This window comes from Acidovorax sp. BLS4, assembly GCF_032929295.1.
Lineage (GTDB): Bacteria > Pseudomonadota > Gammaproteobacteria > Burkholderiales > Burkholderiaceae_C > Paracidovorax.
In genome coordinates this window covers 1,214,184-1,238,761 of the sequence record NZ_CP136797.1, presented here as the reverse complement: position 1 = coordinate 1,238,761, position 24,578 = coordinate 1,214,184, and the positions used below count along the sequence as shown (strand labels likewise).

24 protein-coding genes and 1 pseudogene are annotated in these 24,578 nt (G+C 68.2%); 13 read left to right on the top strand and 12 right to left on the bottom strand.

Features of this window, described 5'->3' with window-relative positions; genetic code table 11:
• Nucleotides 1-112: 112 nt before the first annotated feature.
• Nucleotides 113-583, bottom strand: coding sequence for a thioesterase family protein (locus tag R1Z03_RS05760; RefSeq protein ID WP_317357643.1), 471 nt, complete (start codon nt 581-583; stop codon nt 113-115).
• Between the two features lie 225 nt (nt 584-808).
• On the opposite strand from R1Z03_RS05760, the gene R1Z03_RS05755 reads away from it, so the two are divergent.
• The 3 genes from R1Z03_RS05755 (at nt 809) to R1Z03_RS05745 (ending at nt 3,515) form a co-directional block, all read left to right on the top strand.
• A complete protein-coding gene (locus R1Z03_RS05755; RefSeq protein WP_272568836.1) occupies nt 809-1,369 on the top strand; it encodes a phasin family protein in 561 nt (186 codons plus the stop codon).
• A 223-nt stretch (nt 1,370-1,592) separates the two neighbouring features.
• Nucleotides 1,593-2,642 carry an extracellular solute-binding protein gene (locus tag R1Z03_RS05750; protein ID WP_284403705.1) on the top strand — a complete coding sequence of 350 codons (1,050 nt, stop codon included), beginning with the start codon at nt 1,593-1,595 and terminating at the stop codon, nt 2,640-2,642.
• A gap of 114 nt (nt 2,643-2,756) precedes the next feature.
• Nucleotides 2,757-3,515 carry a 3-hydroxyacyl-CoA dehydrogenase gene (locus R1Z03_RS05745; protein WP_317357637.1) on the top strand — a complete coding sequence of 253 codons (759 nt, stop codon included), beginning with the start codon at nt 2,757-2,759 and terminating at the stop codon, nt 3,513-3,515.
• 134 nt (nt 3,516-3,649) lie between these two features.
• Here R1Z03_RS05745 and R1Z03_RS05740 read toward each other — a convergent pair whose 3' ends face one another.
• From R1Z03_RS05740 to R1Z03_RS05695, 10 genes are all read right to left on the bottom strand, one after another.
• A complete protein-coding gene (locus R1Z03_RS05740; RefSeq protein WP_317357634.1) occupies nt 3,650-4,552 on the bottom strand; it encodes an SDR family oxidoreductase in 903 nt (300 codons plus the stop codon).
• Nucleotides 4,549-5,490, bottom strand: coding sequence for a glutathione S-transferase family protein (locus R1Z03_RS05735; protein WP_284403699.1), 942 nt, complete (start codon nt 5,488-5,490; stop codon nt 4,549-4,551). Before R1Z03_RS05735 ends, R1Z03_RS05740 begins: the two co-directional genes overlap by 4 nt.
• A 49-nt stretch (nt 5,491-5,539) precedes the next feature.
• A complete protein-coding gene (locus R1Z03_RS05730; RefSeq protein WP_317357631.1) occupies nt 5,540-5,992 on the bottom strand; it encodes a GNAT family N-acetyltransferase in 453 nt (150 codons plus the stop codon).
• A 2-nt stretch (nt 5,993-5,994) separates the two neighbouring features.
• The gene (locus R1Z03_RS05725; protein ID WP_317357627.1) at nt 5,995-7,011 is read right to left on the bottom strand and encodes an NADP-dependent oxidoreductase; all 1,017 of its coding nucleotides are present in this window, start codon (nt 7,009-7,011) and stop codon (nt 5,995-5,997) included.
• Between the two features lie 106 nt (nt 7,012-7,117).
• A complete protein-coding gene (locus tag R1Z03_RS05720; protein ID WP_284427144.1) occupies nt 7,118-7,561 on the bottom strand; it encodes a PaaI family thioesterase in 444 nt (147 codons plus the stop codon).
• Nucleotides 7,562-7,737: 176 nt separating this feature from the next.
• A complete protein-coding gene (locus R1Z03_RS05715; protein ID WP_317357624.1) occupies nt 7,738-8,529 on the bottom strand; it encodes an SDR family oxidoreductase in 792 nt (263 codons plus the stop codon).
• A 133-nt stretch (nt 8,530-8,662) separates the two neighbouring features.
• On the bottom strand, nt 8,663-10,513 hold the full coding sequence (locus tag R1Z03_RS05710) for an acyl-CoA dehydrogenase (RefSeq protein ID WP_317357621.1): 1,851 nt from the start codon (nt 10,511-10,513) through the stop codon (nt 8,663-8,665).
• An 84-nt stretch (nt 10,514-10,597) separates the two neighbouring features.
• Nucleotides 10,598-11,068: a PaaI family thioesterase gene (locus R1Z03_RS05705; protein ID WP_317357618.1), complete on the bottom strand. Its 471-nt coding sequence runs from the start codon at nt 11,066-11,068 to the stop codon at nt 10,598-10,600.
• A gap of 17 nt (nt 11,069-11,085) precedes the next feature.
• The gene (locus tag R1Z03_RS05700) at nt 11,086-12,261 is read right to left on the bottom strand and encodes an acetyl-CoA C-acyltransferase (protein ID WP_284428683.1); all 1,176 of its coding nucleotides are present in this window, start codon (nt 12,259-12,261) and stop codon (nt 11,086-11,088) included.
• 49 nt (nt 12,262-12,310) lie between these two features.
• Nucleotides 12,311-14,410, bottom strand: a complete 2,100-nt coding sequence (locus R1Z03_RS05695; protein WP_317357614.1) for a 3-hydroxyacyl-CoA dehydrogenase NAD-binding domain-containing protein — start codon at nt 14,408-14,410, stop codon at nt 12,311-12,313.
• A gap of 243 nt (nt 14,411-14,653) precedes the next feature.
• On the opposite strand from R1Z03_RS05695, the gene R1Z03_RS05690 reads away from it, so the two are divergent.
• The 10 genes from R1Z03_RS05690 (at nt 14,654) to R1Z03_RS05645 (ending at nt 24,286) form a co-directional block, all read left to right on the top strand.
• Nucleotides 14,654-15,526, top strand: a complete 873-nt coding sequence (locus R1Z03_RS05690; RefSeq protein ID WP_317357611.1) for an ABC transporter permease subunit — start codon at nt 14,654-14,656, stop codon at nt 15,524-15,526.
• Nucleotides 15,523-16,251 carry an ABC transporter ATP-binding protein gene (locus R1Z03_RS05685; protein WP_317357608.1) on the top strand — a complete coding sequence of 243 codons (729 nt, stop codon included), beginning with the start codon at nt 15,523-15,525 and terminating at the stop codon, nt 16,249-16,251. The genes R1Z03_RS05690 and R1Z03_RS05685 overlap by 4 nt, the downstream gene beginning before the upstream one ends.
• A gap of 63 nt (nt 16,252-16,314) precedes the next feature.
• Nucleotides 16,315-17,343: an NrtA/SsuA/CpmA family ABC transporter substrate-binding protein gene (locus R1Z03_RS05680; protein WP_284428687.1), complete on the top strand. Its 1,029-nt coding sequence runs from the start codon at nt 16,315-16,317 to the stop codon at nt 17,341-17,343.
• Entirely contained in the window at nt 17,340-19,766 is a 2,427-nt protein-coding gene (locus R1Z03_RS05675; RefSeq protein WP_317357606.1) for a molybdopterin-dependent oxidoreductase, read from the top strand. The genes R1Z03_RS05680 and R1Z03_RS05675 overlap by 4 nt, the downstream gene beginning before the upstream one ends.
• 160 nt (nt 19,767-19,926) lie before the next feature.
• Nucleotides 19,927-20,829, top strand: a complete 903-nt coding sequence (locus tag R1Z03_RS05670) for a glutamate ABC transporter substrate-binding protein (RefSeq protein ID WP_317357603.1) — start codon at nt 19,927-19,929, stop codon at nt 20,827-20,829.
• A 6-nt stretch (nt 20,830-20,835) separates the two neighbouring features.
• Nucleotides 20,836-21,498 carry an ABC transporter permease subunit gene (locus R1Z03_RS05665; RefSeq protein ID WP_317357600.1) on the top strand — a complete coding sequence of 221 codons (663 nt, stop codon included), beginning with the start codon at nt 20,836-20,838 and terminating at the stop codon, nt 21,496-21,498.
• Complete coding sequence (locus R1Z03_RS05660; protein ID WP_317357598.1) at nt 21,495-22,295, top strand: amino acid ABC transporter permease; 801 nt, start codon at nt 21,495-21,497, stop codon at nt 22,293-22,295. Before R1Z03_RS05665 ends, R1Z03_RS05660 begins: the two co-directional genes overlap by 4 nt.
• 186 nt (nt 22,296-22,481) lie before the next feature.
• Nucleotides 22,482-22,955, top strand: coding sequence for a GNAT family N-acetyltransferase (locus R1Z03_RS05655; protein ID WP_317357596.1), 474 nt, complete (start codon nt 22,482-22,484; stop codon nt 22,953-22,955).
• 102 nt (nt 22,956-23,057) lie between these two features.
• On the top strand, nt 23,058-23,447 hold the full coding sequence (locus R1Z03_RS05650; protein ID WP_317357593.1) for a GNAT family N-acetyltransferase: 390 nt from the start codon (nt 23,058-23,060) through the stop codon (nt 23,445-23,447).
• A gap of 53 nt (nt 23,448-23,500) precedes the next feature.
• Entirely contained in the window at nt 23,501-24,286 is a 786-nt protein-coding gene (locus R1Z03_RS05645; protein ID WP_317357591.1) for a nucleotidyltransferase domain-containing protein, read from the top strand.
• 56 nt (nt 24,287-24,342) lie between these two features.
• Here R1Z03_RS05645 and R1Z03_RS05640 read toward each other — a convergent pair.
• A pseudogene (locus R1Z03_RS05640) lies at nt 24,343-24,537 on the bottom strand (aromatic alcohol reductase); the annotation flags it as partial.
• Between the last annotated feature and the right edge of the window lie 41 nt (nt 24,538-24,578).

Here is a 24,578-nt window from a genome sequence, read left to right as displayed (position 1 = left end):
GTGCATTGACGCGCCAGGCGGCCCGGCCGAAGGGCTGCCGCCTGCCGCGCCCCCCTCCAAAAAGCACCGGCCGCGTGAGCGTTCCGGTGCTTTTTTCATGGAAGGGGCCGGGTCAGGGGCCGACCGCGATGCGCAGGGGTGCGAGGGCGTCCAGCAGCGCCTGCGGCAAGGCGCGGGGCCGGCGGTCCTCGCGGCCGACATACACGTGCACGAAGTGCCCGCCCGCCGCCGACTCGGGCGCGCCCTCGGCGAACAGCCCGACTTCGTAGCGCACGCTGGAGCGGCCCACGTGCGCCACGCGGATGCCAGCCTCCACCGTCTGGGGAAAAGCGAGGGGCGCGAAATAATGGCACTGGGTTTCGACCACTAGGCCGATCGTCTCGCCCGCATGGATATCCAGGGCGCCAAGCTCAATCAGATAGGCATTCACCGCCGTATCGAACCAGCTGTAATACACGACATTATTGACATGGCCATATGCGTCGTTATCCGCCCAGCGGGTGGTAATCGTGCGGAACACGGAATATGCGGAGCGCGGCTCCGGCAGGCGGCGGGGCGGCGTGGAAACGGTGGGGGCATTCATGGCGGCAAATTCTGCCAGTGGAGGCGCCCCCTTTGATGTGCCTCAGGTGACCGGCATTTTTGGTTATGCACTCTAATCATGTTGCAACGCAGCAAAATCGCTTGATTCCTGAACTCAACCGCCTAGAATCCGTCCCATGCTGCACTGCAACATGACTTCCAGGTCACGACAGCGCAGATGTCTCAACCATCCGTCCCTTGAGGACCTATCAATAGGAGATACACCATGTCGCTGACCCCGGAACAACTCATTGCATCCCACAAGGCCCACCTCGAAACCCTGTTCGGCCTGACCAACAAGGCATTCGAAGGCGTGGAAAAGCTGGTGGAACTGAACGTCACCGCCTCCCGCGCTGCCCTGGCCGAAGTCGCCACGCACACGCAAGCCGTGCTGAGCGCCAAGGATGCGCAAGAACTGCTGTCCCTGCAAGCCAGCCTGTTCCAGCCCCTGGCAGAAAAGACCGCTGCCTACAACCGCCACCTGTACGACATCGCCTCGAGCACCAGCGCCGAATTCGGCCGCACGTTCGAAGCCCAGGCGTCCGAAGTGCAGCGCAACTTCAGCAACCTGGTGGACAGCGCCGCCAAGAATGCACCCGCCGGTTCGGAAACCAGCGTGGCCGTGTTCAAGAGCGCCGTCTCTGCCGCCAACAACGCCTTCGAATCCGTTCAAAAGGCCGTGAAGCAAGCCAGCGATGTCGCTGAAGCCAACTTCAACGCCGTGGCCAACACCGCTGCCAACGCCGCCGCCAAGTCGGCCGCCGCCGTGCAGCAGCGCAAGCGCTAAAACCCGTTGTCTCCTTGGATCTCTCGAAACCGGGTTTCAGGGATCCAATTCAAGCCCGGTCTTGCGACCGGGCTTTTTTTATGGGCGCGCGGCGCTTGGAGTGGCAGCGGGCCGGGCGGGACCACCGCGATAAGACCTCTGGTTCAGCAGGTCTTGTTTAAGAATCATTCTCGTTCGACCTATCATCGCCCGGTTTCCAACCTCCAGAGAAGAGACCCTCTCCATGCAGAAGTCCATGAAAGCCGTTTTGGCGGCCTGCCTTTTGGCCGCCGCTGGCGCCGCCTCCGCCCAGGACCAGGTCGTCAACCTGTACTCCGCCCGCCACTACGCCACCGATGAAGCGCTGTACACCGGCTTCACCAAGGCCACCGGCATCAAGGTGAACCGCGTGGACGCCGACGACGCCGGCATCATGGCCCGCCTGAAGGCTGAAGGCACCGCCTCCCCGGCCGACGTGATCCTGCTGGTGGACGCCGCCCGCCTGTACCGCGGCGAGGTCGATGGCCTGTTCCTGCCCATCCGCTCCAAGGTGCTGGAAGACACGATCCCCTCCAACCTGCGCGCCAAGCCCGCGGCCGACGGCGGCATTGCCTGGTTCGGCCTGTCCACCCGCGCCCGCGTGATCGTCTACAACAAGGACAAGGTCAGCAAGGAAGACGTGGACACCTATGAAGAGCTGGGCGACCCGAAGAACAAAGGCAAGATCTGCATCCGCTCCGGCTCACACCCCTACAACCTGAGCCTGTTCGGCGCCGTGACCGAGCACATGGGCGAGCAGAAGGCTGAGGCCTGGCTCAAGGGCGTGGCCGGCAACCTGGCGCGTCCTCCGAAGGGCGGCGACACCGACCAGATCAAGGCCGTGGCGTCCGGCGAGTGCGACATCGCCGTGACCAACAGCTACTACCTGGCCCGCATCCTGCGTTCGGAAAAGCCCGAGGACAAAACCATCGCCAGCAAGGTGTCGGTGGTGTTTCCCAACCAGCAGTCGTGGGGCACGCACATGAACATCGCCGGTGGGGCCGTGGCACGCAACACCAAGAACCAGGCCAACGCGGTCAAGTTCCTGGAATACCTGGCCAGCCCCGAGGCGCAGAACTACTTCGCCAACGGTAACAACGAATGGCCCGCCGCCAAGGGCGTGGACCCGGGCAATCCGGCCCTGAAAGCCATGACGGACGGCAAGCCCTTCAAGAGCGAGACCATCCCGATCAGCGCGGTGGGCGAGCACATGACCAAAGTGCAGCAGATGCTGGACCGCGTGAACTTCCAGTAAGCCACGCACCGCCCTTTCCTCGCACCAAAAGCCCGGCATGCCGGGCTTTTTCACGCCCGCGGCTTCGGCCATAATTGACGTTTACGTTAACGTCATATCTAGGAGACATCCCCCATGGAAATCCAAGGCAAGGTATTCATCGTCACCGGCGGCGCGTCGGGGTTGGGCGAAGGCACGGCGCGCCAGCTGGCCGCGCAGGGCGGCAAGATCGTCATCGCCGACCTGCAGGCGGACCGGGGCGAAGCGGTCGCCCGCGACATCGGCGGAGCCTTCGTGAAGTGCGACGTGAGCCAGGAAGCCGATGGACAGGCCGTGGTGGCGAAGGCCGTGTCCCTGGGCAAGCTGATGGGCCTGGTCAACTGCGCGGGCATCGCCCCGGCCGAGAAGACCGTGGGCAAGAACGGCGCGCACGCCCTGCCCCTGTTCGCCAAGGCGGTCACCGTGAACCTGATCGGCAGCTTCAACATGATCCGCCTGGCTGCCGAGGCCATGGCCAGGAACGAGGCGGAGGCCACCGGCGAGCGCGGCGTGCTCATCTCCACCGCCAGCGTGGCGGCCTATGACGGGCAGATCGGCCAGGCCGCCTATGCCGCATCGAAGGGCGGCATCGTGGGCATGACGCTGCCGATCGCGCGCGACCTGGCGCGCAACGGCATCCGCAACATGACCATCGCCCCCGGCATCTTCGGCACGCCCATGCTGTTCGGCATGCCGCAGGAAGTGCAGGACGCGCTGGCCGCGGGCGTGCCCTTCCCGAGCCGCCTGGGCACGCCCGAAGACTATGCGCGCCTGGTGCAGCACATCTTCGAGAACGACATGCTTAACGGCGAGGTGATCCGCCTGGACGGCGCGATCCGCCTGGCGCCACGCTGAGCGCGATTGCTATTCAATCGATAGCAGAATGCCCTAGTGGAATCTGCGCTGGCGGCCTTTTTCGTTCATAAAGCCTCTGCCGCCAGCGCCGCCCTCGCCTGCCGATCCACCCGTGCGGGCAGGCCTGCAGCGGCTCATCCGCGCAGCTGCTCGCGCAGCCGCTGGCCGATGTCCGGCCGGGCCAGGAACGGATCGGGCGGGTTCTCCATCCGCACGATGTTCTCCATGCGGCTTTGCACGTTGCCCAGCGCCTGCGGGTGGCTGAAGATGTAGAACTGCCCGGCACCCACCGCGTCGAACACGCGCTGGGCCACCTCGGCCGCCGTCACCTTGCCGCTGCTGACGGCCTTGTCGGTCATGGCCTGGCCGATCAGCTGGCTCTTAGTGGGCTGCGCCGCGGTCGCCACGTCCGGGCGGTTGCGCTCGCTGCGGGTGATGCCCGTGGGCACGAAGTAAGGGCACAGCACGCTGGCGCCGATCTGGTCGGTGACGAGGGCCAGGTCCTGGTACAGCGTTTCGGACAGGCTCACCACCGCGTGCTTGCTCACGTTGTAGATGCCCATGTTGGGGGCGTTGAGCAGGCCGGCCATGCTGGCCGTGTTGACGATGTGGCCCCGCCACTGCGGGTCCTGCGCCGCGGCGGCCAGCATCATGGGGGTGAACAGGCGCACGCCGTGCACCACGCCCATCAGGTTCACGCCCATCACCCAGTCCCAGTCCTGCACGCTGCTTTCCCAGATCAGCCCGCCCGCGCCCACGCCCGCGTTGTTGAACACGAGGTGCGGCGCGCCGAAGCGCTGCTGCACGTCGGCGGCCAACTGCGCCATCTGCGCGGCGTCGGCCACGTCCACGCGCCGGGCCAGCACGGCGGCGCCCGCGGCCTGCAGCTCGGCCGCGGCGGCATCGAGCGCGTCCTGCTGCACGTCCACCAGCACGAGGTTCATGCCCCGCTGCGCGCCGATGCGCGCGCATTCGAGGCCGAAGCCCGATGCCGCGCCGGTCAGTACCGCCGTCTTGCCCTGGAACGATTCGATCATGCCGATGTCTCCGTTTTCTTGAGTACGTAGCCGATGCGGGGGAAATGCACGTGCAGCGCCCCCGCCCGCGCGTCGGTGCGGGCCAGCGTGTAGCGCGTGCGCGTGGCGGCCACGAGCGTGCCCTCGGTCGGCTCGGTGCCGAAGGTCTCGGCGGCGATGGTGACGGCGCTGCCCAGGGGAATGCCATGCTCGTCCTGGAACGGCTCGGCCGGCAGCGGCAGGGGTTCGGCCGCCGCGGCCACGGCGATCGCGTCCTGCGCGTTGAATTTCTCCATGCGCCCATGGCCCAGGGCGGCGATGCGGTCCATCCACTCGGTGACCGCGGGCGTGGCGGCGAAGATCTCGGCCATCACCGGCACGCAGGTGCGCGTGAACCACAGCGGGTGGTAGGCGGCGAAGTCGGCCACGCACGGCTCGGCGCCGAACAGGAACTCGTGCTCCTCGGCCATGTGCGCGATGCGGCGCAGGTACGAGCGGTAGGCCGCCGTGGCATCGTGCGGGCGCAGGCGGTTCATGCCGGCGCTCATGGCCTTGCGGTCCTCGCCGAAGGCCTGGGCGGCCGCGGGCGGCAGGTTGGCGAACAACACGGCCGCGCCGCGCGGCTGCAGGTTGTAGGCCATGGCGGCCCAGAACAGCGTGGTGTCGGCCCATTGCGCGAACACGCGCGAGACGCCCTTGAGGTGCGGCGGGTACAGCACCGGCTCGGGCTGGGCGTGCTCCAGCACGTCGCAGATCAGCGCGGTGTCGCAGTAGATGTCGGCCCCCACCTGCAGGAAGGGTGTGCGGCGGTAGCCGCCCGTGAGCGCGAGCACGTCGGGCTTGGGCGCGACGCTGGGCACGATGACCGACTTCCAGGCCAGTTGCTTGAAGCCCAGCACCGCGCGGATCTTTTCGGAGAACGGCGACGAGGGGTAGTGGTGAAGGATCAGCGCGGACATGAACGATCTCCTGGCCAGTGGTGGCTGCTGCGTGCGGGCCGCCGGGCCGTCAGGCGGGGCTCCACAGCATTTCGATGTGGGGGATGTTGTCTTCGAGGTACTCCGCCGAGACGGCCACGAAGCCCATCTCACCGTAGAAGCGCTGCAGATGCGCCTGCGCGCTGATGCGCACCGCACGGTCCGGCCAGGTGGCCTGCGCGCGCGCCAGGCCCTCGCGCACCAGGGCCCAGCCCATGCCGGTGCCCCGCGCCTCGGGCGCGACCACCACGCGGCCGATGGAGGGCTCCACGTAGTGCACGCCCGGATCGGCCAGCCGCAGGTAGGCCTGCAGGTCGCCCGCGCCGCCGCGGCCCAGCAGGTGCCAGGCGGTCTTGTCGGCCTCGTCGGGGTCTTGGTAGGGGCCCTGCTCCAGGATGAACACGCGGCAGCGCAGCGCCAGCGCATCGTGCAGCGCGTGCACGCCCATGTCGTCGAAGCGGGCCCAGGTCCAGTGCAGCGCCATCGTCAGACGAGCTTGACGAGCTGCTTGCCGAAGTTCTTGCCCTTGAGCAGGCCCAGGAAGGCCTCGGGCGCCGCGGCCAGGCCCTCGGCGATGGTCTCGCGCGGGCGCAGTTGGCCGGAGCCGACCAGCGTGCCCAGTTCCTTGAGCGCCTCGGGCCAGATCTCCATGTGCTCGCTCACGATGAAGCCTTCGATCTTCATGCGGTTCACCAGGATCAGCGCGGGGTTCTGCAGCGGCAGCGGCTGGCCGTCGTAGCCGGCGATCATGCCGCACACGGCCACGCGGGCGAAGGCGTTGGCGCGCAGCAGCACGGCGTCGAGGATGTAGCCGCCCACGTTCTCGAAGTGGCCGTCGATACCGTCCGGGCAGGCTTCCTTCAGGGCTTTGGACATGGCCTTGAGGTCGCCGTGCTCGCGGTGGTCGATGCAGGCGTCGAAGCCCAGTTCCTCGGTCGCGTACTTGCACTTTTCGGGGCCGCCGGCAATGCCGACCACGCGGCAGCCGCGGGCCTTGGCCAGCGCGGCGAAGGCACTGCCCACCGCGCCGGTGGCCGCGCTCACCACCACCGTTTCACCGGCCTTGGGCGCGATGATCTTCACCAGGCCGTACCAGGCGGTCACGCCCGGCATGCCCACGGCACCCAGGTAGTGCGACAGCGGCACGTGGGTGGTATCGACCTTGCGCAGCATGCCGGGGGCGTTGCCATCGACCACGCTGTACTGCTGCCAGCCGCCCATCCCGACGACCTTGTCGCCCACGGCGAACTTCGGGTGGCGGCTTTCCGCCACCTCGCCCACCGTGCCGCCGATCATCACCTCGCCCAGCGGCTGGCTGGCCGCGTAGCTCTTGCTGTCGTTCATGCGGCCGCGCATGTACGGGTCCAGGCTGAGGTAGTGGTGGCGCACCAGCACCTCGCCGTCCTTCAGGGCCGGCGTGTCGGTGGTCACCCGCTTGAAGTTGCTGGTGGCGGCTTCGCCCTGCGGGCGGTTGTCGAGCAGGATCTGTTCGTTGCTGGGCATGTTGGACTCCTTGGATTGACTATTTTTTTGATAGCAGCATGCCGGCGTTTTCATTGCGCTGGCAGGCGATAGGGCTCCGAACCCTGGCGGGTTGGCGGCGGGTGGGTCAATCGGTGGGCAGTGCGCCCTCCGTGGCGCCCGCGCCGTCGGGTGCGCCGGGCGTAGCGGGCTTGCGCCGCACGTACTTGAAGGTGCCGGTGGCGTGGCAGCACACGCGGCCTTCCGCATCGGTGACCGTGCCTTCGGTGAAGGCCATGGACACGGTGCGGTGGATGAGCCGCCCCCGCGCCACCAGCGGGCCGCGCGCGGGCTGCATGAAGCTGGTCTTCATCTCGATGGTGACGACGCCGAAGTCGGGCGTGTCGCTGCGCGCCGCCGTGGCCATGGCCACGTCCAGCAGCGTCATGGAGGCACCGCCGTGCGTGACGTCGAACGAGTTCATGTGCTCCGGCCGCGCTTCATAGTGCAGCTCGGACGCGCCACCCTTCATGTGGTGCAGCGTGAAGCCCAGCTCATCGACAAAAGGAATTTCGACACCAAAACTCAGCACAGGGCACTCCAGGAATCATTGGAAAGACGAAAAGCATAGCCACGAAAACACACCGCCCGCCTCACCAGTGCCGCCGAGGGGTAGCGGAGGTTTCGCCGCCGGGCCGCCCCAAGGCGAAACGCGGCCCCCTCGGGGGGCAGGGAGCGACACGCAGTGCGCGACCGTGGGGGCCACATTCAGCCTCCGGTGACGATGCTCACGCCACCATCGACGGCCAGCCACTGGCCGGTAATGTGCTTGCCGGCATCGCTGGCGTACAGCACGCACAGGCCCTTCAGGTCTTCGTCGTCGCCCAGCCGTCCGAGCGGCGCATGGTTGGCGAGCTTTTCCTCGCCCATGGCCTTCAGGGTGCCCACCGTCATCCGGCTCGGGAAGAAGCCGGGGCAGATGGCGTTCACGCGAAGGTTGTACTTGCCCCACTCGGCGGCCAGCGCACGGGTGAAGTTGATCACGGCGCCCTTGGAGGTGTTGTAAGCGATGGTGTTCATGCCGCTGGGGTTGCCGCCCAGGCCGGCGATGGAGGCCACGTTGATGATGCTGCCGCTGCGCCGCCCGATCATGCTGCGCTTGGCGATCTGCTGGCTCAGGATGAAATAGCCGCGCACGTTCAGGTTCATCACCTTGTCCCAGGCCTCCACCGGGTGGTCCTCGGCCGGGGCGCCCCAGGCGGCACCGGCGTTGTTGACGAGGATGTCCACATCGCCCACGCGCTGCAGCGTCTCGTCGGCCAGGCGGCGGATGTCGGCCTCCTGCGCGCAGTCGGCGGCGATCCAGCGCGTGTCGATGCCGGCCTGCTGCAAGGTGGCCGTGGCCTCCTCCAGATCGGACGCCTTGCGCGAGCTGAGCACGATGCGCGCGCCGGCCTCGCCCAGCGCCTGCGCCAGCTGCAGCCCCAGCCCGCGCGAGCCGCCGGTGACCAGCGCGGTCTTGCCGGAGAGGTCGAACAGTTGTTGGATGGTGCGGGTCATGTCGGGGTCTCCTCGTTGGTGGTGATGGGGGGCCGGCGCGGCCTGCCTGAACGTTGCCCGATCCGCGCGGCGCCGGTGCATTGTGCTGCGGACCGGCGCCCGGCGGTGTCCCGGGAGCGATGGCCGGGCGCGGTCAGAACGCGTCTTCCGGCAGGCTGGCGCAAGTGTCGTCGCGCGTGCGCACCACGTTCAGCCAGGCGCCGATCTTGGGCAGCTCGTAATGAAAGAAGTAGCGCGCTGCGCCCAGGCGGCCCACGCTCGCGGGCGCGGCCTGCGCGGCATCGGCGCGCAGCGTGGCCAGGGCCACGTCCAGCCACACCCAGGCCAGCACCGTGTGGCCGAAGGCCTGCATGTAGGGCACGGCGTTGGCCAGCGCCTCGGTGGGCTCGCCCGTCGCCCAGGCGGCCTTGGTGGCCGCGCCCACCTGCTGCAGCGCCTGGGCCAGCGCGTTGGCGTGCGCCGCCAGCGCGGGCTGCTGGATGGCCTGCTCCACGGTGGCGTTGATGCGCGCGGCCAGCAGCTGCAGGCCCCGGCCGTTTTCCATCAGCACCTTGCGGCCCAGCAGGTCCAGCGCCTGGATGCCGTGCGTGCCCTCGTGGATCATGTTCAGGCGGTTGTCACGCCAGTACTGCTCCACGGGAAAGTCGCGCGTGTAGCCGTAGCCGCCGTGGATCTGGATGGCGAGCGAATTGGCCTCCAGGCACCACTCGCTGGGCCAGCTCTTGGCAATCGGCGTCAGCACCTCCAGCAGCAGCCGCGCCTCGTCGGCGTCGGGCGAGGTGCCGGTGTGCTGCTCGTCCACCAGGCGCGCGCAGTACAGGTTGAGCGCCAGAGCGCCCTCGCCGTAGCTCTTTTGCGCCAGCAGCATGCGCTTGATGTCGGCATGCTCGATCAGGCGCACCTGGGGGGCGCTCGCGTCCTTGCCGGCCTTGCCCAGCAGCCGCCCCTGCGGCCGGTTCTTCGCGTAGTCCAGGCTGGCGTGGTAGCCGGCCAGGCCCAGCATGGTCGCGGCCATGCCGATGGCGATGCGCGCCTCGTTCATCATGTGGAACATGCACTTCAGGCCCTCGCCCGGCTGCCCCACCAGGTAGCCGATGGCGCCCGCGCGCTCCTCGACGGGGTAGCGCCCCTCGCCGAAGTTGAGCAGCGTGTTCGTCGTGCCGCGCCAGCCCAGCTTGTGGTTGAGCCCCGCCAGCGCCACGTCGTTGCGCACGCCCGTGAGCTGGCCCTGCGCATCGACGAGCCGCTTGGGCACGATGAACAGCGAGATGCCGCGCGTGCCCGGCACCAGCTTGCCATCCGGCCCGGGGATCTTGGCCAGCACCAGGTGCACGATGTTTTCGGTCAGCTCATGGTCGCCGGAGGAGATCCACATCTTGTTGCCGGTCAGGCGGTAGCGCGGGCCCAGCGGGTCCTGCCGCCAGGCATCGCCGCCGCCATCGCCGTCCGCGTCCGGCACGGCGCGCGTGGCCACGTCCGAGAGCGACGAGCCTGCCTGCGGCTCCGACAGGCACATGGTGCCGGCCCAGCGGCCGTTGAATTCGTTGTGCGCGAACACCTGCTGCTGCGCTGGCGTGCCGTGCGCCATCAGCAGGTTGGCATTGCCCGAGGTGAGCAGGTTGGAGCCGATGCTGGCCGACGCCGCGGCGAAGAAGCTGTTGGCCGCCGCCTCCACCGTGTAGGGCAGCTGCATGCCGCCCAGCTCGTAATCCTGCGCGGCGCCCAGCAGGCCTGACTCGGCATAGGCGCGGCGCGCCTCGTGCGTGGCCTGCGGCAGGATCACCTTCTCGCCGTCGAAACGCGGCTCCTCGGTGTCCACCAGGCGGTTGAACGGGGCGTACTTTTCGCGGGCGATGCGCTCGCAGGTGTCCAGCACCGCATCGAAGGTTTCGCGCGAATGGTCGGCAAAGCGCTCGCGCGCCTGCAGCGCGGGAGCGTCCAGCCAGTCGTAGAGCAAGAAATCAACCGTGGTGCGCAGGCTCATGATGGGGCATCGAATAAGGCTTCACCGCAATGAATGCGGCGGCATACAGCTACAAAAATAATAGTAAACAACCACCACCGGCGTTCAGCCGGGCGAAGCCGGTGGCGAAGGCGCGGCATGCGATGGCAGGGCCACGATGGTGCCCTGGGCGATGGCGCAGAGCTTTTCCACCCCGCCCTGCACCGCGAACACGTCGCAGCGGCAGACCGCCTGCGACGCCCCGGCATGCACGGCCTGGGCGCGCGCCACCAGGCGCTCGCCCACGGCGGGCCGCACGTAGTTGATCTTGAACTCCGAGGTGACCACCGGCACCCGCAGCGCCGAGCCGCCCGCGTAGGTGAGCGCGTTGTCGGCCAGGTAGCTCACCGCCCCGCCGTGCACGAAGCCGTGCTGCTGGCGGATCTGCTCGGTGATGGGCAGGTGCAGTTCGCTCCCGCCCGGGGCGAACGCGTGCAGTTCGGCGCCCAGCAGCACGCTGAAGGGCTGCGCCGCCAGCACCTCGCGGCCCATGGCCAGAAAGGCCTCGGGCGGCACGGTGACGGGTGGCGCGGCCATGGGCGTGCCCCGTGCGGTTACAGCACTTCGAAGATGCCGGCCGCGCCCATGCCGCCGCCGATGCACATGGTCACCGCCACGCGCTTGGCGCCGCGGCGCTTGCCTTCGATGAGCGCATGGCCCGTGAGGCGCTGGCCGCTCACGCCGTAGGGGTGGCCCAGGGCGATGGCGCCGCCGTTCACGTTCAGGCGGTCGGCGGGAATGCCCAGCTTGTCGCGGCAGTACAGCACCTGCACGGCGAAGGCCTCGTTCAGCTCCCACAGGTCGATGTCGTTCACCGTGAGGCCCAGCTTCTTGAGCACCTTGGGCACGGCGAACACGGGGCCGATGCCCATCTCGTCGGGCTCGCAGCCCGCCACCGCGAAGCCCAGGAAGCGGCCCAGGGGCTTCAGGCCCTTGCGGCTGGCGTAGTCCTCGCTCACCAGCACGCAGGCGCCGGCGCCGTCCGAGAACTGGCTGGCATTGCCGGCCGAGATCACACCGCCGGGCATGGCCGGGCGGATGCCGCTGATGCCTTCCTTGGTGGTGCCTTCGCGCGTGCCTTCGTCCTTGCTGACTGTGACTTGCTGGGTGATGAGGCCGCGCACCTTGTCGGCCACGCCGGCCGTCACGGTGATGGGAGCGATCTCGTCGTCGAACAAGCCCGCGGCCTGCGCGGCGCAGGCCTTTTGCTGGCTGGCGGCGCCGTATTCGTCCATGGCGTCGCGGCCGATGCCATAGCGCTTGGCGACCTGCTCGGCGGTCTCCAGCATGCTCCAGTAGATCTCGGGCTTGGCCTTGGCCAGCGCCAGGTCGCGCAGCATGTGCAGGTTCATCTCCTGCTGCACGCAGGAGATGCTCTCCACGCCGCCGGCCACGTACACGTCGGCCTCGCCGGCGATGATGCGCTGCGCCGCCAGGGCGATGGTCTGCAGGCCCGACGAGCAAAAGCGGTTCACCGTCACGCCCGACACGCTGACCGGCAGGCCGGCGCGCAGCGCGATCTGGCGTGCGATGTTGGCGCCCGTGGCGCCCTCGGGGTTGGCGCAACCCATGATGACGTCTTCCACTTCCGCGCCGTCGATGCCGGCGCGCGCGATGGCGTGCTGCACGGCATGGCCGCCCAGCGTGGCGCCGTGGGTCATGTTGAACGAGCCCTTCCAGCTCTTGGCGAGCGGCGTGCGGGCGGTGGAAACGATCACTGCGGAGGTCATGTGCAATTCCTTGGGATTCGGGGGGACACGTGCGGTGCGGTCGGTCGGGTCAGGAGAAGGCCTTGCCTTCCGCGGCAAGCCGGGCCAGCAGCGGCGCGGGCTCCCAGAACTTCGCGTCGTCCAGCGGGTTCTGCGCGAAGCGCTTCATGGCCTGCACCACGTTGAACAGGCCGACCTCGTTGGCGTAGTGCATGGGGCCGCCGCGGTGGATCGGAAAGCCGTAGCCGGTGAGGTACACCATGTCGATGTCGCCCGACTTGCCGGCGATGCCGTCCTCCAGGATGTGCGCGCCTTCGTTCACCAGCGAGAACACCAGGCGCTGCACGATCTCTTCGTCCGAGATCTTGCGCGGCGTGATGCCCAGGGCCTTGCGGTGCTCTTCGATCATGCGGTTGACCACCTCGCTCGGGATCGCATCGCGCTTGCCGGCCTGGTAGTCGTACCAACCCGCGCCGGTCTTCTGGCCGTAGCGGCCCATCTCGCACAGCAGGTCGGCCGTCTTGCTGTACTTCATGTCGGGCTTTTCCTGGTAGCGGCGCTTGCGGATCGCCCAGCCGATGTCGTTGCCGGCCAGGTCGCCCATGCGGAACGGGCCCATGGCGAAGCCGAACTTCTCCACCGCCTTGTCCACCTGCTGCGGCGTGGCGCCCTCCTCGATCAAAAAGCCCGCCTGGCGGCTGTACTGCTCGATCATGCGGTTGCCGATGAAGCCGTCGCACACGCCCGAGACCACGGCGGTCTTCTTGATCTTCTTGGCCAGGGCCATCACCGTGGCCAGCACGTCCTTGGCGGTGGCCTGGCCGCGCACCACTTCCAGCAGCTTCATCACGTTGGCGGGGCTGAAGAAGTGCATGCCCACCACGTCCTGCGGGCGCTTCGTGAAGCCGGCGATCTTGTCCACATCCAGCGTGGAGGTGTTGGACGCCAGGATCGCGCCGGGCTTGGCCACGGCATCGAGCTGCTTGAACACGGCTTCCTTCACGCCCAGCTCTTCGAACACCGCTTCGATGATGAGGTCGGCGTCCTTGAGGTCGGCGTAGTCCAGCGTGGTGGCGAGCAGGCCCATGCGCTGCTGGTATTTGTCTTCCTTGAGCTTGCCCTTCTTGACCTGCGACTCGTAGTTCTTCTTGATCGTGGCGATGCCGCGGTCCAGCGCCTCCTGCTTGGTCTCCAGAATCGTCACGGGAATGCCGGCGTTCAGGAAGTTCATGGCGATGCCGCCGCCCATGGTGCCCGCGCCGATCACGCCGACCTTCTGGATGTCGCGCTTCGGGGTGCTGGAGGGCACGTCGGCGATCTTGCTTGCGGCACGCTCGGCCATGAACAGGTGGCGCAGCGCGCGGGACTCGGGCGTCCACATCAGGTTGATGAACAGCTCCCGCTCGTAGGCAATGCCGTCGGCGAACTTGCGCTTGGTGGCGGCCTCGACGGCGTCCACGCACTTGGCGGGCGCCGGGAAGTTCTTGGCCATGCCCTTGACCATGTTGCGCGCGAACTGGAAGTACGCATCGCCCTCGGGGTGCTTGCACGGCAGGTTGCGCACCAGCGGCAGCGGACGCACGTCGGCAACGCTTTTGGCGAAGGCCAGTGCCTCGGCAGCCAGCGCCTCGGGCGAGGCCACCAGCTTGTCGAACAGCTTCTGGCCGGGGATGGAGCCGATCAGTTCGCTCTTGACCGTCTCGCCGCTCACGATCATGTTGAGCGCCGCCTCCACGCCCAGCACGCGCGGCAGGCGCTGCGTGCCGCCGGCGCCGGGCAGCAGGCCCAGCTTGACCTCGGGCAGCGCCACGCTGCAGCCCGGCGCGGCGATGCGGTAGTGGCAGCCCAGCGCCAGCTCCAGCCCGCCGCCCATGCACACCGAATGGATGGCCGCCACCACGGGCTTGGCCGAGTTCTCCACCGCCAGGATCACCGATTGCAGGTTGGGCTCCTGCAGCGCCTTGTCGGTGCCGAACTCCTTGATGTCGGCCCCGCCGGAGAACGCCCCACCGGCGCCCGTGATGACGATGGCGCGGACGGCCGCGTCGGCATTGGCACGCGCCAGCCCGTCGGCCACGCCCTGGCGGGTGGCATGGCCCAGGCCATTGACGGGGGGGTTGTCGAGCGTGATCACGGCCACATCGCCGTGGACTTGGTACTCAGCGGTCATGCGCTTGTTCCTCGGGTTTGAAAAGACAACGCTGCGGGCCTTGGCGGCTCTTTAGCGAACGATCGTGCTTTTCCATTCTAGGGGCCTTGCACGGCGGCCTGGTATTTACCGGTGTCCGCTCTGGGACACCCGCCGGCGCGGGGCTCGCACGCAAACGTCATATGCACGTCGGTTTTCCTTCGTATCGCCGTGCGGGGCGCGCCGGTAGCCTCGGCCGTTTTCCCGCACGCAGAGGATCCTCCCATGAGCGAATGGACACAGCACCTTCCCACCGCGGCGCGCATCGGCACGCAGCACACGGCGCCGGCCGCCCCGGCCGCGCGCCGGGCACCACGCCCCTGGAGCCCACGCAGCCTGGCCCTGATTTCATGGCTGGCGCCGCTCGCCCTGGTGCTGGTGTGGGAGCTGTTCGCCCGCGCTGGCGCCCTGTCTCCACAGGTGCTGCCCGCGCCCAGCCGCGTGGCGCAGACCGCGTGGCAGCTGGTGCTGCAGGGCCAGCTCATCAGCGACCTGGGCGTGAGCCTGCTGCGCGCGGCCACGGGCTTCGCCATCGGCGGCACCATCGGCTTCACGCTGGGCACGCTGGTGGGGTTCTCGCGGCTGGCCGAGGCCCTGCTGGACCGCAGCGTGCAGATGGTGCGCGCGGTGCCATTCCTGGCCATGCTGCCGCTGGTCATCGTGTGGTTCGGCGTGGACGAGGCGGGCAAGATCTTCCTGGTGTCGCTGGGCGTGATGTTCCCCATCTACATCAACACCGTGCTGGGCATCCGGCAGGTGGACCCCAAGCTGGTGGAGGTGGGCCGGGTCACCGGCCTGTCCACCGCCGCGCTGATCCGCCGCATCGTGCTGCCGGGCGCCCTGCCCTCCATCCTGGCGGGCGTGCGCTACGCGCTGGCCGTGGCCTGGCTGGCGCTGGTGATCGCCGAAACCATCGCGACCGAGGCCGGCATCGGCTTTCTGGCCATGGACGCCCGCGAGTTTTTGCGCACCGACGTGATCGTGCTCACCATCGTGGTCTATGCCGCCATCGGCGTGGCTTCGGACGCGGTGGCGCGGGCGCTGGAGCGGCGGCTGCTGTCGTGGCACCCCAACTACGCCGCGCGGGGTGGCCGATGAGCGCGCCGCACGCCCCCACCACCGCCGGCACCGCCGTCGCCGTGCACGGCCTGCGCCGCCGCTACGGCGAGCGCACGGTGATCGACGGGCTCGATCTGGCCATCGCACGCGGCGAGTTCGTCGCCCTGCTGGGCGAGAGCGGCTGCGGCAAGACCACGCTGCTGCGCGCCCTGGCGGGCCTGGACACCATCGACGGCGGCCGCATCGACGGTCCGCCCCAGCCGGCCGTGGTGTTCCAGGAACACCGCCTGCTGCCCTGGGAGCCGCTGTGGCGCAACGTGGCGCTGGGCCTGGAGGGCGACACCGCGCAAGCCCTGGCCCAGCAGGCCCTGGCCGAAGTGGGCCTGGGCGACCGGCTGCACGACTGGCCGCGCAACCTCTCGGGCGGCCAGGCCCAGCGCGTGGCCCTGGCCCGTGCGCTGGTGCGCGAGCCGCGCCTGCTGTTGCTTGACGAACCCTTCGCCGCGCTCGACGCCCTGACGCGCATCCGCATGCACGCCCTGGTCAAGGCGCTGGTACGCCGCCACCAGCCCGGCGTGCTGCTCGTGACGCACGACGTGGACGAAGCCATCGCCCTGGCCGACCGCGTGCTGGTGATGCGCGAAGGCGCCATCGCCGGCGAATACGCCGTGCCGCCCGAGGCGCAGACCCTGCGCACCCACCCCCACGCCGTGGCGCTGCGCGAGGCCCTGCTGGCCGAGCTGGGCGTGGCCGCCGAGGCCTGAGGCCCCCGCACCGATTCCCGACTTCCGATGGCTTCCCGAATGACTTTTTCTTTCTCCCGCACCATGACCTCCGCCGTTTCGACCGACGCTTTCGCCGCCCCCCACGCCCCATCGTCCTCCCGCCGCAGCTTCCTGCAGGCCGGCCTGCTGGCCGGCGGCCTGGCCGCGCTGCAGGCACCGGCCTTCGCCGCCAACCCGGCCGCGCGCAACACCGACACCGTGCGCCTGGCCTGGGGCCGCGGCGGCCTGCCCGGCCTGGCCAAGACGCGGGGCGCGTTCGAAAAGCGCTTGGCCCAGGACGGCATCAAGGTGCAGTGGGTGGGGCCGTTTCCCAACCACGCGCCGTCGCTGCAGGCGGTGACAGGCGGCAGCAGCGACTTCGGTTTCGGCGGCAGCACCACGCCCGCTCTGGCGGCCATGATCGCGGGCTCGCCGCTGGTGTTCACGCAGTTCGCCATCGTGGAGCCGCGCAGCACGGCCATCATCGCCAAGGACGGCTCGGGCATCGACAAGGTGCAGGACCTGGTGGGCAAGTCGGTGGCGGTCAACCGCTCGGGCCTGGGCGAATTCCTGCTCGTGGCCGCCCTGGAAAAGCACGGCATCGACCGCAGCCAGGTCAAGTTCGTGTACCTGAACCCGCCAGACGCCGGCCCCGCCTTCGCGCAGGGCAAGATCGACGCCTGGTCGATGTGGAGCCCGGGCGTGGACATCGCCCGCACCGAGTACAAGGCGCATGACGTGTTCTTCGAGGGGCGCGACCTCGACTTCCTGATCGACTTCAACTCCTACGTCACCCACCGGAAATTCGCCGAAGAGAACACCGCCATCGTGCACGCCGTCAACGCGGCCTACGCCGCCGAAGCCCAATGGGCCACGCAGAACGCGGCCGAGGCCGAGGCGCTCTACCAGCAGGACGCCAACTACAGCGACGCCGTGCGCGCCTCGCTGCTCCAACTCAAGCGCCGCTGGGAGGTGCACGGCGTGAACGACGCAGCCTTCATCCAGAAATTCCAGAACGCCGCCGACTGGCTGTCGCAGCGCAAGATCCTGCCGCAGAAGGTCCAGGTCAAGGACTACCTGGCCCGGCTGTGAGCACCGCCCCGCGAACCCATCCGCCCCACTCTGCGAATCCGGCGCCGACGGCCCACGCCGCCTTCACCGCCACGCACTGGGGCGTGTACCGGCCCATCGTCGAAGGCGGCCGGCTCACCGGCATGGCACCTGCGCCGTGGGACGCCGCGCCCTCCCCCATCGGCCAGTCCCTGCCCGGCGCCATCGACTCGCCCACCCGCGTGCGCCGGCCCGCCGTGCGCCGCAGCTTCCTGGACCCGGCCACGCGCCACACGAGCGGCCACCTGCGCGGGCGCGAGCCCTTCGTCGAACTGCCGTGGGACGTGGCGCTGGATCTGGTGGCCGGCGAACTGCGCCGTGTGCGCGCGGCCCACGGCAACGAGGCCCTCTTCGGCGGCAGCTACGGCTGGTCGAGCGCGGGGCGCTTTCACCACGCGCAGAGCCAGTTGCACCGCTTCCTGAACGGCTTCGGCGGCTACATCGCCAGCAAGGACAGCTACAGCCTGGGCGCCGGCCGCGTGCTGTTGCCGCACATCGTCGATGGCATGGACGCGCTGCTGCAGCACCACACCGCGTGGCACGTGCTGGCGCAGCACTGCGAGCTGTTCGTGGCCTTCGGCGGCCTGCCCGTGCGCAACACGCAGGTGAGCCCGGGCGGCGCGTGTGACCACGGCGCGGCGCCGGCCCTGGCCCGCATGGCCGCGGGCGGGCGCACGGCCTTCGTCAACATCAGCCCGGCGCGCGACGACCTGGCGGCCGTGCCCGGGGCCGAGTGGCTGCCGATCCGCCCCGGCACCGATACCGCGCTGATGATGGGCCTGGCCCACGTGCTGGTCACCGAAGGCCTGCACGACGCCGCCTTCTGCGCCCGCTACACCGTGGGCTTCGACCGGGTGCGCGACGCCCTGCTGGGCCACGGTGCCGACGGCACCGCCAAGACGCCCGAGTGGGCCGCCGCGCACACCGGCATTCCCGCCGAGCGCATCGTGGCGCTGGCGCGGCGCATGGCCCGCCAGCGCACCCTCGTCAACTGCACCTACTCGCTGCAGCGCGCGCGGCACGGCGAGCAACCGTTCTGGATGGCCGTCACCCTGGTCGCGCTGCTGGGCCAGATCGGGCTGCCCGGCGGCGGCTTCGGCCTGGGGTACGGCTGCATGAACTACATCGGCAGCGGGCACGGCAGCTTCTCGGGCGCGCGCCTGCCGCAGGGGCACAACCCCGTTGGCGCCTTCATTCCCGTGGCGCGCATCGCCGACATGCTGCTGCAGCCCGGCGAGCCGTTCGACTACAACGGCGAACGCCATCGCTACCCCCATGCCCGCCTGCTGTACTGGGCCGGCGGCAACGTGTTCCACCACCACCAGGACCTGAACCGCACCATCGAGGCCTGGCAACGGCCCGAAACCATCGTGACGCACGAACAGGTATGGACGGCGCAGGCCCAATACTCCGACATCGTGCTGCCCGCCACCACCTCGCTGGAGCGCGACGACATCGGCAGCGCCGCCAGCGAGCCGCGCATGATCGCCATGCGCGCGGCCATCGCGCCCGTGGGCGAGGCCCGGGACGACTACGCCATCTTCCGCGCGCTGGCCGGGCGGCTGGGCTTCGAGGCCGCCTACACCGAAGGGCGCGACACCGCGCAATGGCTGCGCCACCTGTATGAAGCCGCCCGCCCGCGCGCCGAAGCGGCGGGCATCGCCCTGCCCCCGTTCGACGCGTTCTGGAGCGCCGGCCATCTCGAACTGCCCCGGCCCTCCGCACCCGTGGTGCTGCTGGAACGCTTTCGACAAGACCCGGCCGCGCACCCGCTGCCCACGCCCTCGGGGCGCATCGAGCTGTTCTCGCAGACCATCGACCGTTTCGGCTACGACGACTGCCCGGGCCAGGCCACGTGGTTCGCGCCCGAGGCATCCGCCTGGCCCATCCACCTGCTGTCGCACCAGCCCGCGGCGCGGCTGCACAGCCAATACGACCACGGCCGCGTGAGCCGCGCCACCAAGGTGCAGGGCCGCGAGCCGATCACGTTGAACCGCGCCGACGCACTGCGCCGCGGCATCGCCGGGGGCGACGTGGTGCGCGTGTTCAACGCCCACGGCGCCTTCCTGGCCGGGGCGGTTCTGAGCGACGGCCTGCGTCCCGGCGTGGCGCAGATCGCCACGGGCGCCTGGTACGACCCGCTGGACCCGCAGGTGGCCGGCAGCCTGGACAAGCATGGCAACCCCAACCTGGTCACGCCGGATGTCGGCAGTTCCAGCCTGTCGCAGGGCTGCGCAGCGCAGAGCGCGCGGGTGGAGGTGACGCTGTGGCGGGGGCCGTTGCCGGAGGTGACGGCATTCGAGCCGCCGCAGCGGTTGGAAGTGGACGCAGCGTTCGCCCATTCGGCCACAAGCCAGCCCCAGCCCGATCAGGACTTGCACCCCAATTGGCCTCCAGCACAATAGTGACTATGGCATATTGCTATCAATTAAATAGCACACATGCCGACGGAGCATGTCGAGGGCGAGTCGGGCTATGCTCGCCGCTGGCACGCGCCCGTGGCGCCGCAGTCCGGCGATCGGTGCTATACACGGATTCACACAACACACCATTCAAGAGGAACGCATGTCGATCAAAACCCTTCTGAAATCCACCGTGGCGGCCCTGGCGATCGCCTCCAGCGGGTCGCTTTTCGCACAGGGCACGCCCATCAACACCGCGGCGTTCGACGCGCTGGTCGCGCAGGGCCCCGTCGCTGACGCGGCCACCATCGCATCCAGCACCTGGGCCAGCAAGATCAAGCAGGCCGGCACCCTGCGCCTGGGCGGCACGCAGACCTCGAACCTGTTCTCGCTGCTCAACGAGAAGGACGGCAAGATGCGCGGCTTCGACGCCGGCCTGGCCCAGCTCATCACGCGCTACATCCTGGGCGATGGGGCCAAGGTCCAATTCACGCAGGTGACCTCGGCCACGCGCGAGCAGGTGCTCATCAACGGTCAGGTGGACATGGTGTTCGCCACCTATTCCATCACGCCCGCCCGCGCCGAGAAGATCTCGTTCGCCGGGCCCTACTACACCTCGCAGGCCGGCGTGCTGGTCAAGGCGAACAACAAGACCATCCAGTCACACGACGACCTGGCCGGCAAGAAGGTCGCCACGCAGGCGGGCTCCACGGGCCCCGCGATCCTGGCGCAGTACGCGCCCAAGGCGGCCGTGCAAGAGTTCCAGACCCACCAGGAGGCCCTGGACGCCCTGCGCCAGGGACGTGTGGATGCCTACGTGACCGACCACACGCTGCTGCTCAACGCCCTGAGCCTGGGAACCGGCGACGCCAAACTGGCCGGCGCCCCCTTCGGTGCGCAAGACCCCTACGGCATCGGACTGCCCAAGGGCTCGGACGGCGTGGCCTTCGTTAATGCCTTCCTCAAGAAGATCGAAGCCGACGGCACCTGGGCCAAGCTCTGGACCATTTCCATCGGACAGCGCACCGGCAGCACCGCCGTGCCGACGCCCCCCGCCCTGCCCTGATCCCCGATGGGCGAGGTTTCCCGGCTACTGGCCGACCACGGGCCTGCCTTCGGGCAGGCCCTTTTGCTGACGTGGAAGCTCACGGTCCTGTCGTTCGTGCCCGGCTTCGTGCTGGGCATGGCCGTGACGGTGCTTCGGCTCTTGCCGCTGCCGCCGCTGCGCTTCGTCCTGACCGTCTACGTCGAGATCTTCCGCAACATTCCCAGCGTCGCGCTGCTGATCTTCATCGTGTTCGCGCTGCCCGACCTGAACGTGCTGTTCGACTATGAGCCCGCCGTCATCCTGACATTGATACTGGTCTGCTCCGCGTTCACCGCGGACTACCTGCGCTCGGGCATCAACACCGTGGCCGGCGGCCAGATCGAGGCCGCCCTCAGCCTGGGCATGCGCCCGATGCGCATCGTCTCGGCGGTGCTGCTGCCGCAGGCGTTGCGCGCGGTGGTGCAACCGATGACCTCGCTGCTCATTGCGTTGATGCTGTCCACCTCGTTGGCATCGCAGGTGCCGTTTCCGGGCCGGGAACTCACCACGCTCGTGTCCAAGATCGCCAACGACTCCGCGGCCGGCATGGCCGCGTTCGCAGTGGCCGCCGCGATGTACGTGGCGTCCGGGCTGCTGATCGCCTGGGCCGGCACCGCCCTGGAAAAGAAGGTGCGAATCCTGCGATGAGCCGCCCCCTCGAAGACATCCTGTTCGGGGCGCCCAGCCCCCGGGCCCAAACCATCGCGCGTGTCGCAAGCGGGGCCGCGGCGGCCCTGCTGCTCCTGCTGGCGGCGGCGGTCGCGTTCCGGTTCCACTCGGCGGGGCAGCTCGACGCCCGGTTCTGGAAATTCTTCGCGTGGCCCTCGACCTGGGCCTTCCTGGCCAAGGGCCTGCTCGGCACGCTGGCCTCGGCGGCGATGGCCGCCGTCATCGCGCTGACCCTCGGCCTCGTACTGATGGTGGGCCGCCGGGCGCGGTCGCGGCTCGTGCGCTGGCCCAGCACCGCGGCCATCGAGTTCCTGCGCGGCACGCCGACGCTGCTGCTCATCTACGTGTGCTTTCTGGTACTGCCCTCGGCCGGGATCAAACTCAGCACCTACTGGATGCTGACCCTGCCCGTCGGCCTGAGCACCGCCGCCGTCGTGGCCGAGGTGTACCGCGCGGGCGTGCTCGCCGTTCCCCGCGGCCAGACCGACGCCGCGCGAAGCCTGGGGCTGACCGAGGTCCAGGTCTTTTTCGTCGTCGTCTTTCCCCAGGCGCTGCGCTACATCGTCCCGGCGCTGGTCGCGCAACTGGTCATCGTGGTCAAGGACACCACCTTCGGCTACGTCGTCACCTATGGCGAACTCATGCAGAACGCCAAGGTGCTCATCGCCAACTACCACTCGCTGGTGCCGGTGTACCTGGTGGTTGCGGCGCTGTACTGCCTGGTGAATTACGCGATCTCCAGGGCGAGCCAATGGCTGGGGCGGCCGGTGCATTGAGCGGCAACATTCGGCTCGCGGGTTGGCCGGTGGCGTGTGCTGTAAAGCCGACGTCTGCACGTGCAAGCGGAGCGGCCGCTGCGGGCCTCGGGTGTCCCGCCTCGCAGGGCAGAATTCGGCCAGAGGCGCACATCAAAAGGCTGTTTGGTAAGCATGATCACTGCTGTCGCGGAATGACGACTCACCTTGAAGCGGCTGACCACTCACTCCTTCATGAAAAACTTTTCCCCAGAAATTCGGCCTGCCTCTGCCACGGACGTGAGCGCAATGTTCAAAGTCAGGGCATCGGTCGGAGAAAACACGATGACTGCCGACGAGCTTTCTGCGATAGGCGTCACGCCGGAAACCATCGCCCTTGCCGTTACTAGCGCACCTTGCGCGTGGGTCGCGACCATCGATGAGGAAGTCGTTGGCTTCGCGATGGTCGACTTGGACGACGCGTGCCTGTTTGCCCTGTTCGTGTTACCCAAACATGAGGGTTGCGGGATAGGCTCGCGCCTGACCCGGATTTGTGAACGCGCGTTGTTCGAGCGGCACCCTGCCGCGTGGCTCGAAACCGCCAATGGGAGCCGCGCTGCGCGGCTCTATCGTCACCTCGGATGGGGTAGCGAGGTCGAGATTGGTGGTGGAGACATCCGACTGAAGAAACAGCGGCCATGACCGCTTCGAGCCGAGAAGGCTCCACGCACGAGCGGCTACAGTCGGCCAGAACTAGACCTTCACATCACGAACGCAATGGCTCGAATCCCAGGAGAAACAGACATGCAGGTTCGCGGCATCGCCGCTTCAGATTTCGAAGCGGTCCATCGTCTGCTTGCGACCAGCGGGTGGGCCCATCGAATCGGTGACGTGAATGACCTCAGCCGACTGATTTCGGCGTCTCAGCGCGCGGCCGTTGCGGTGGTAGACGACGAAATCGTTGGCTTCGCGCGCGCGATTACCGACGGGATTTCGAACGGATATCTGTCCATGGTCGTCGTCGCCGAGCACCATCGGCGACGGGGCATTGGTCAGGCACTTGTTGAACGCCTTACCGGGCCTGACCCCAACATCACCTGGATGCTCCGGGCCGGAAGGACAGGCGCTGCAGAATTCTTCGCGAAGCTGGGCTTTAGAAGCTCATCGACCGCCATGGAACGCTCGCGGCAATAACTGCCTTCGGTCGACGTTCAAAGCATGCCATCCATCCACCTCAAGAGACAAAGTTGGCCGAAACCATAGGCGTCGACGCGAACGGCTACATCCGCACGGTTGCGCACGGCCCCCTCCAGGCCGCCTTTCTCGCGGTGATCGTCGACCTTCGCAGCATGCTCCTTGGCCCTCTCGGACACCGAGTCCACAGCGCCTACCTCTATGGGAGCGTGGCGCGCGGCGACGCGGTACTCGGGCGCTCTGACTTGGACGTCGTACTGGTGCTCGCTGGCAAACCCGCCTTGCAAGACGACATAGAAATCGAAGCCGCACGGCGGGCCCTGGAGACCCGCCATCCCGAGGTTTTGAAGGTCGACTTCGACGTGGGATTTCTCGAAGAGGTGTTGGCCCTAGAAAACTTGCACCGATGGGGCTTTTGGCTCAAGCATCATTGCCGATGCATCTACGGCTACGACCTCGCTGGCGACATCGGCCCCTTCATCCCGTCCAGGAAAATCGCCCGTGCAGTGAACGGAGATTTCTCCAACGTGCTGAATGGGTACGCGCATCGCATCGGAACGGAGTCAGACCCCGTCGCCATCGCCCGACTCGCTAGGGAAGCTTCCAGAAAGCTGATTCGTGCGACCAACATGCTTCGGCCCATCGCATCCAGTTCTTGGCCGGAATCGCTCGAAGACCACCTTGCCCTTTTTGTAAGAACGTACCCGCAGATGGCGCAGCATGCAGCGTTCTTCCACTCGTTCGCCGCGCCACCCGGAGACGAACCGCTGCAGGTCGTTCCCAGTGATTTCGTCGACCGCCTTCGAGCTTTCTCGGCCTTGATGCTGCAAGAGCTGTGACGAGCCACCATCGCCCCAACATCTGCTTTCTGCGGAACTGGACTGCGGCTACCCGGCTACTCGCGGCGGCCGAATGCAAGGACTGCATTGATCCAAGACGACACGTCGGTCAAGGGAATGGCGCGGCGCTGATTGAACGTCCCGCTCTTGTCCCATGCAACACCCCGTCCTTGCGCAAATGCCGACCGGTACTTTCGCATCATGTTCTGCGGCTCGAGCGCCAACGGGTCCAGCAGATACCGTTCAGTCCAATCGGGCGTCGAAGATGTCCTGCAGGCTGCCGCGACCGATC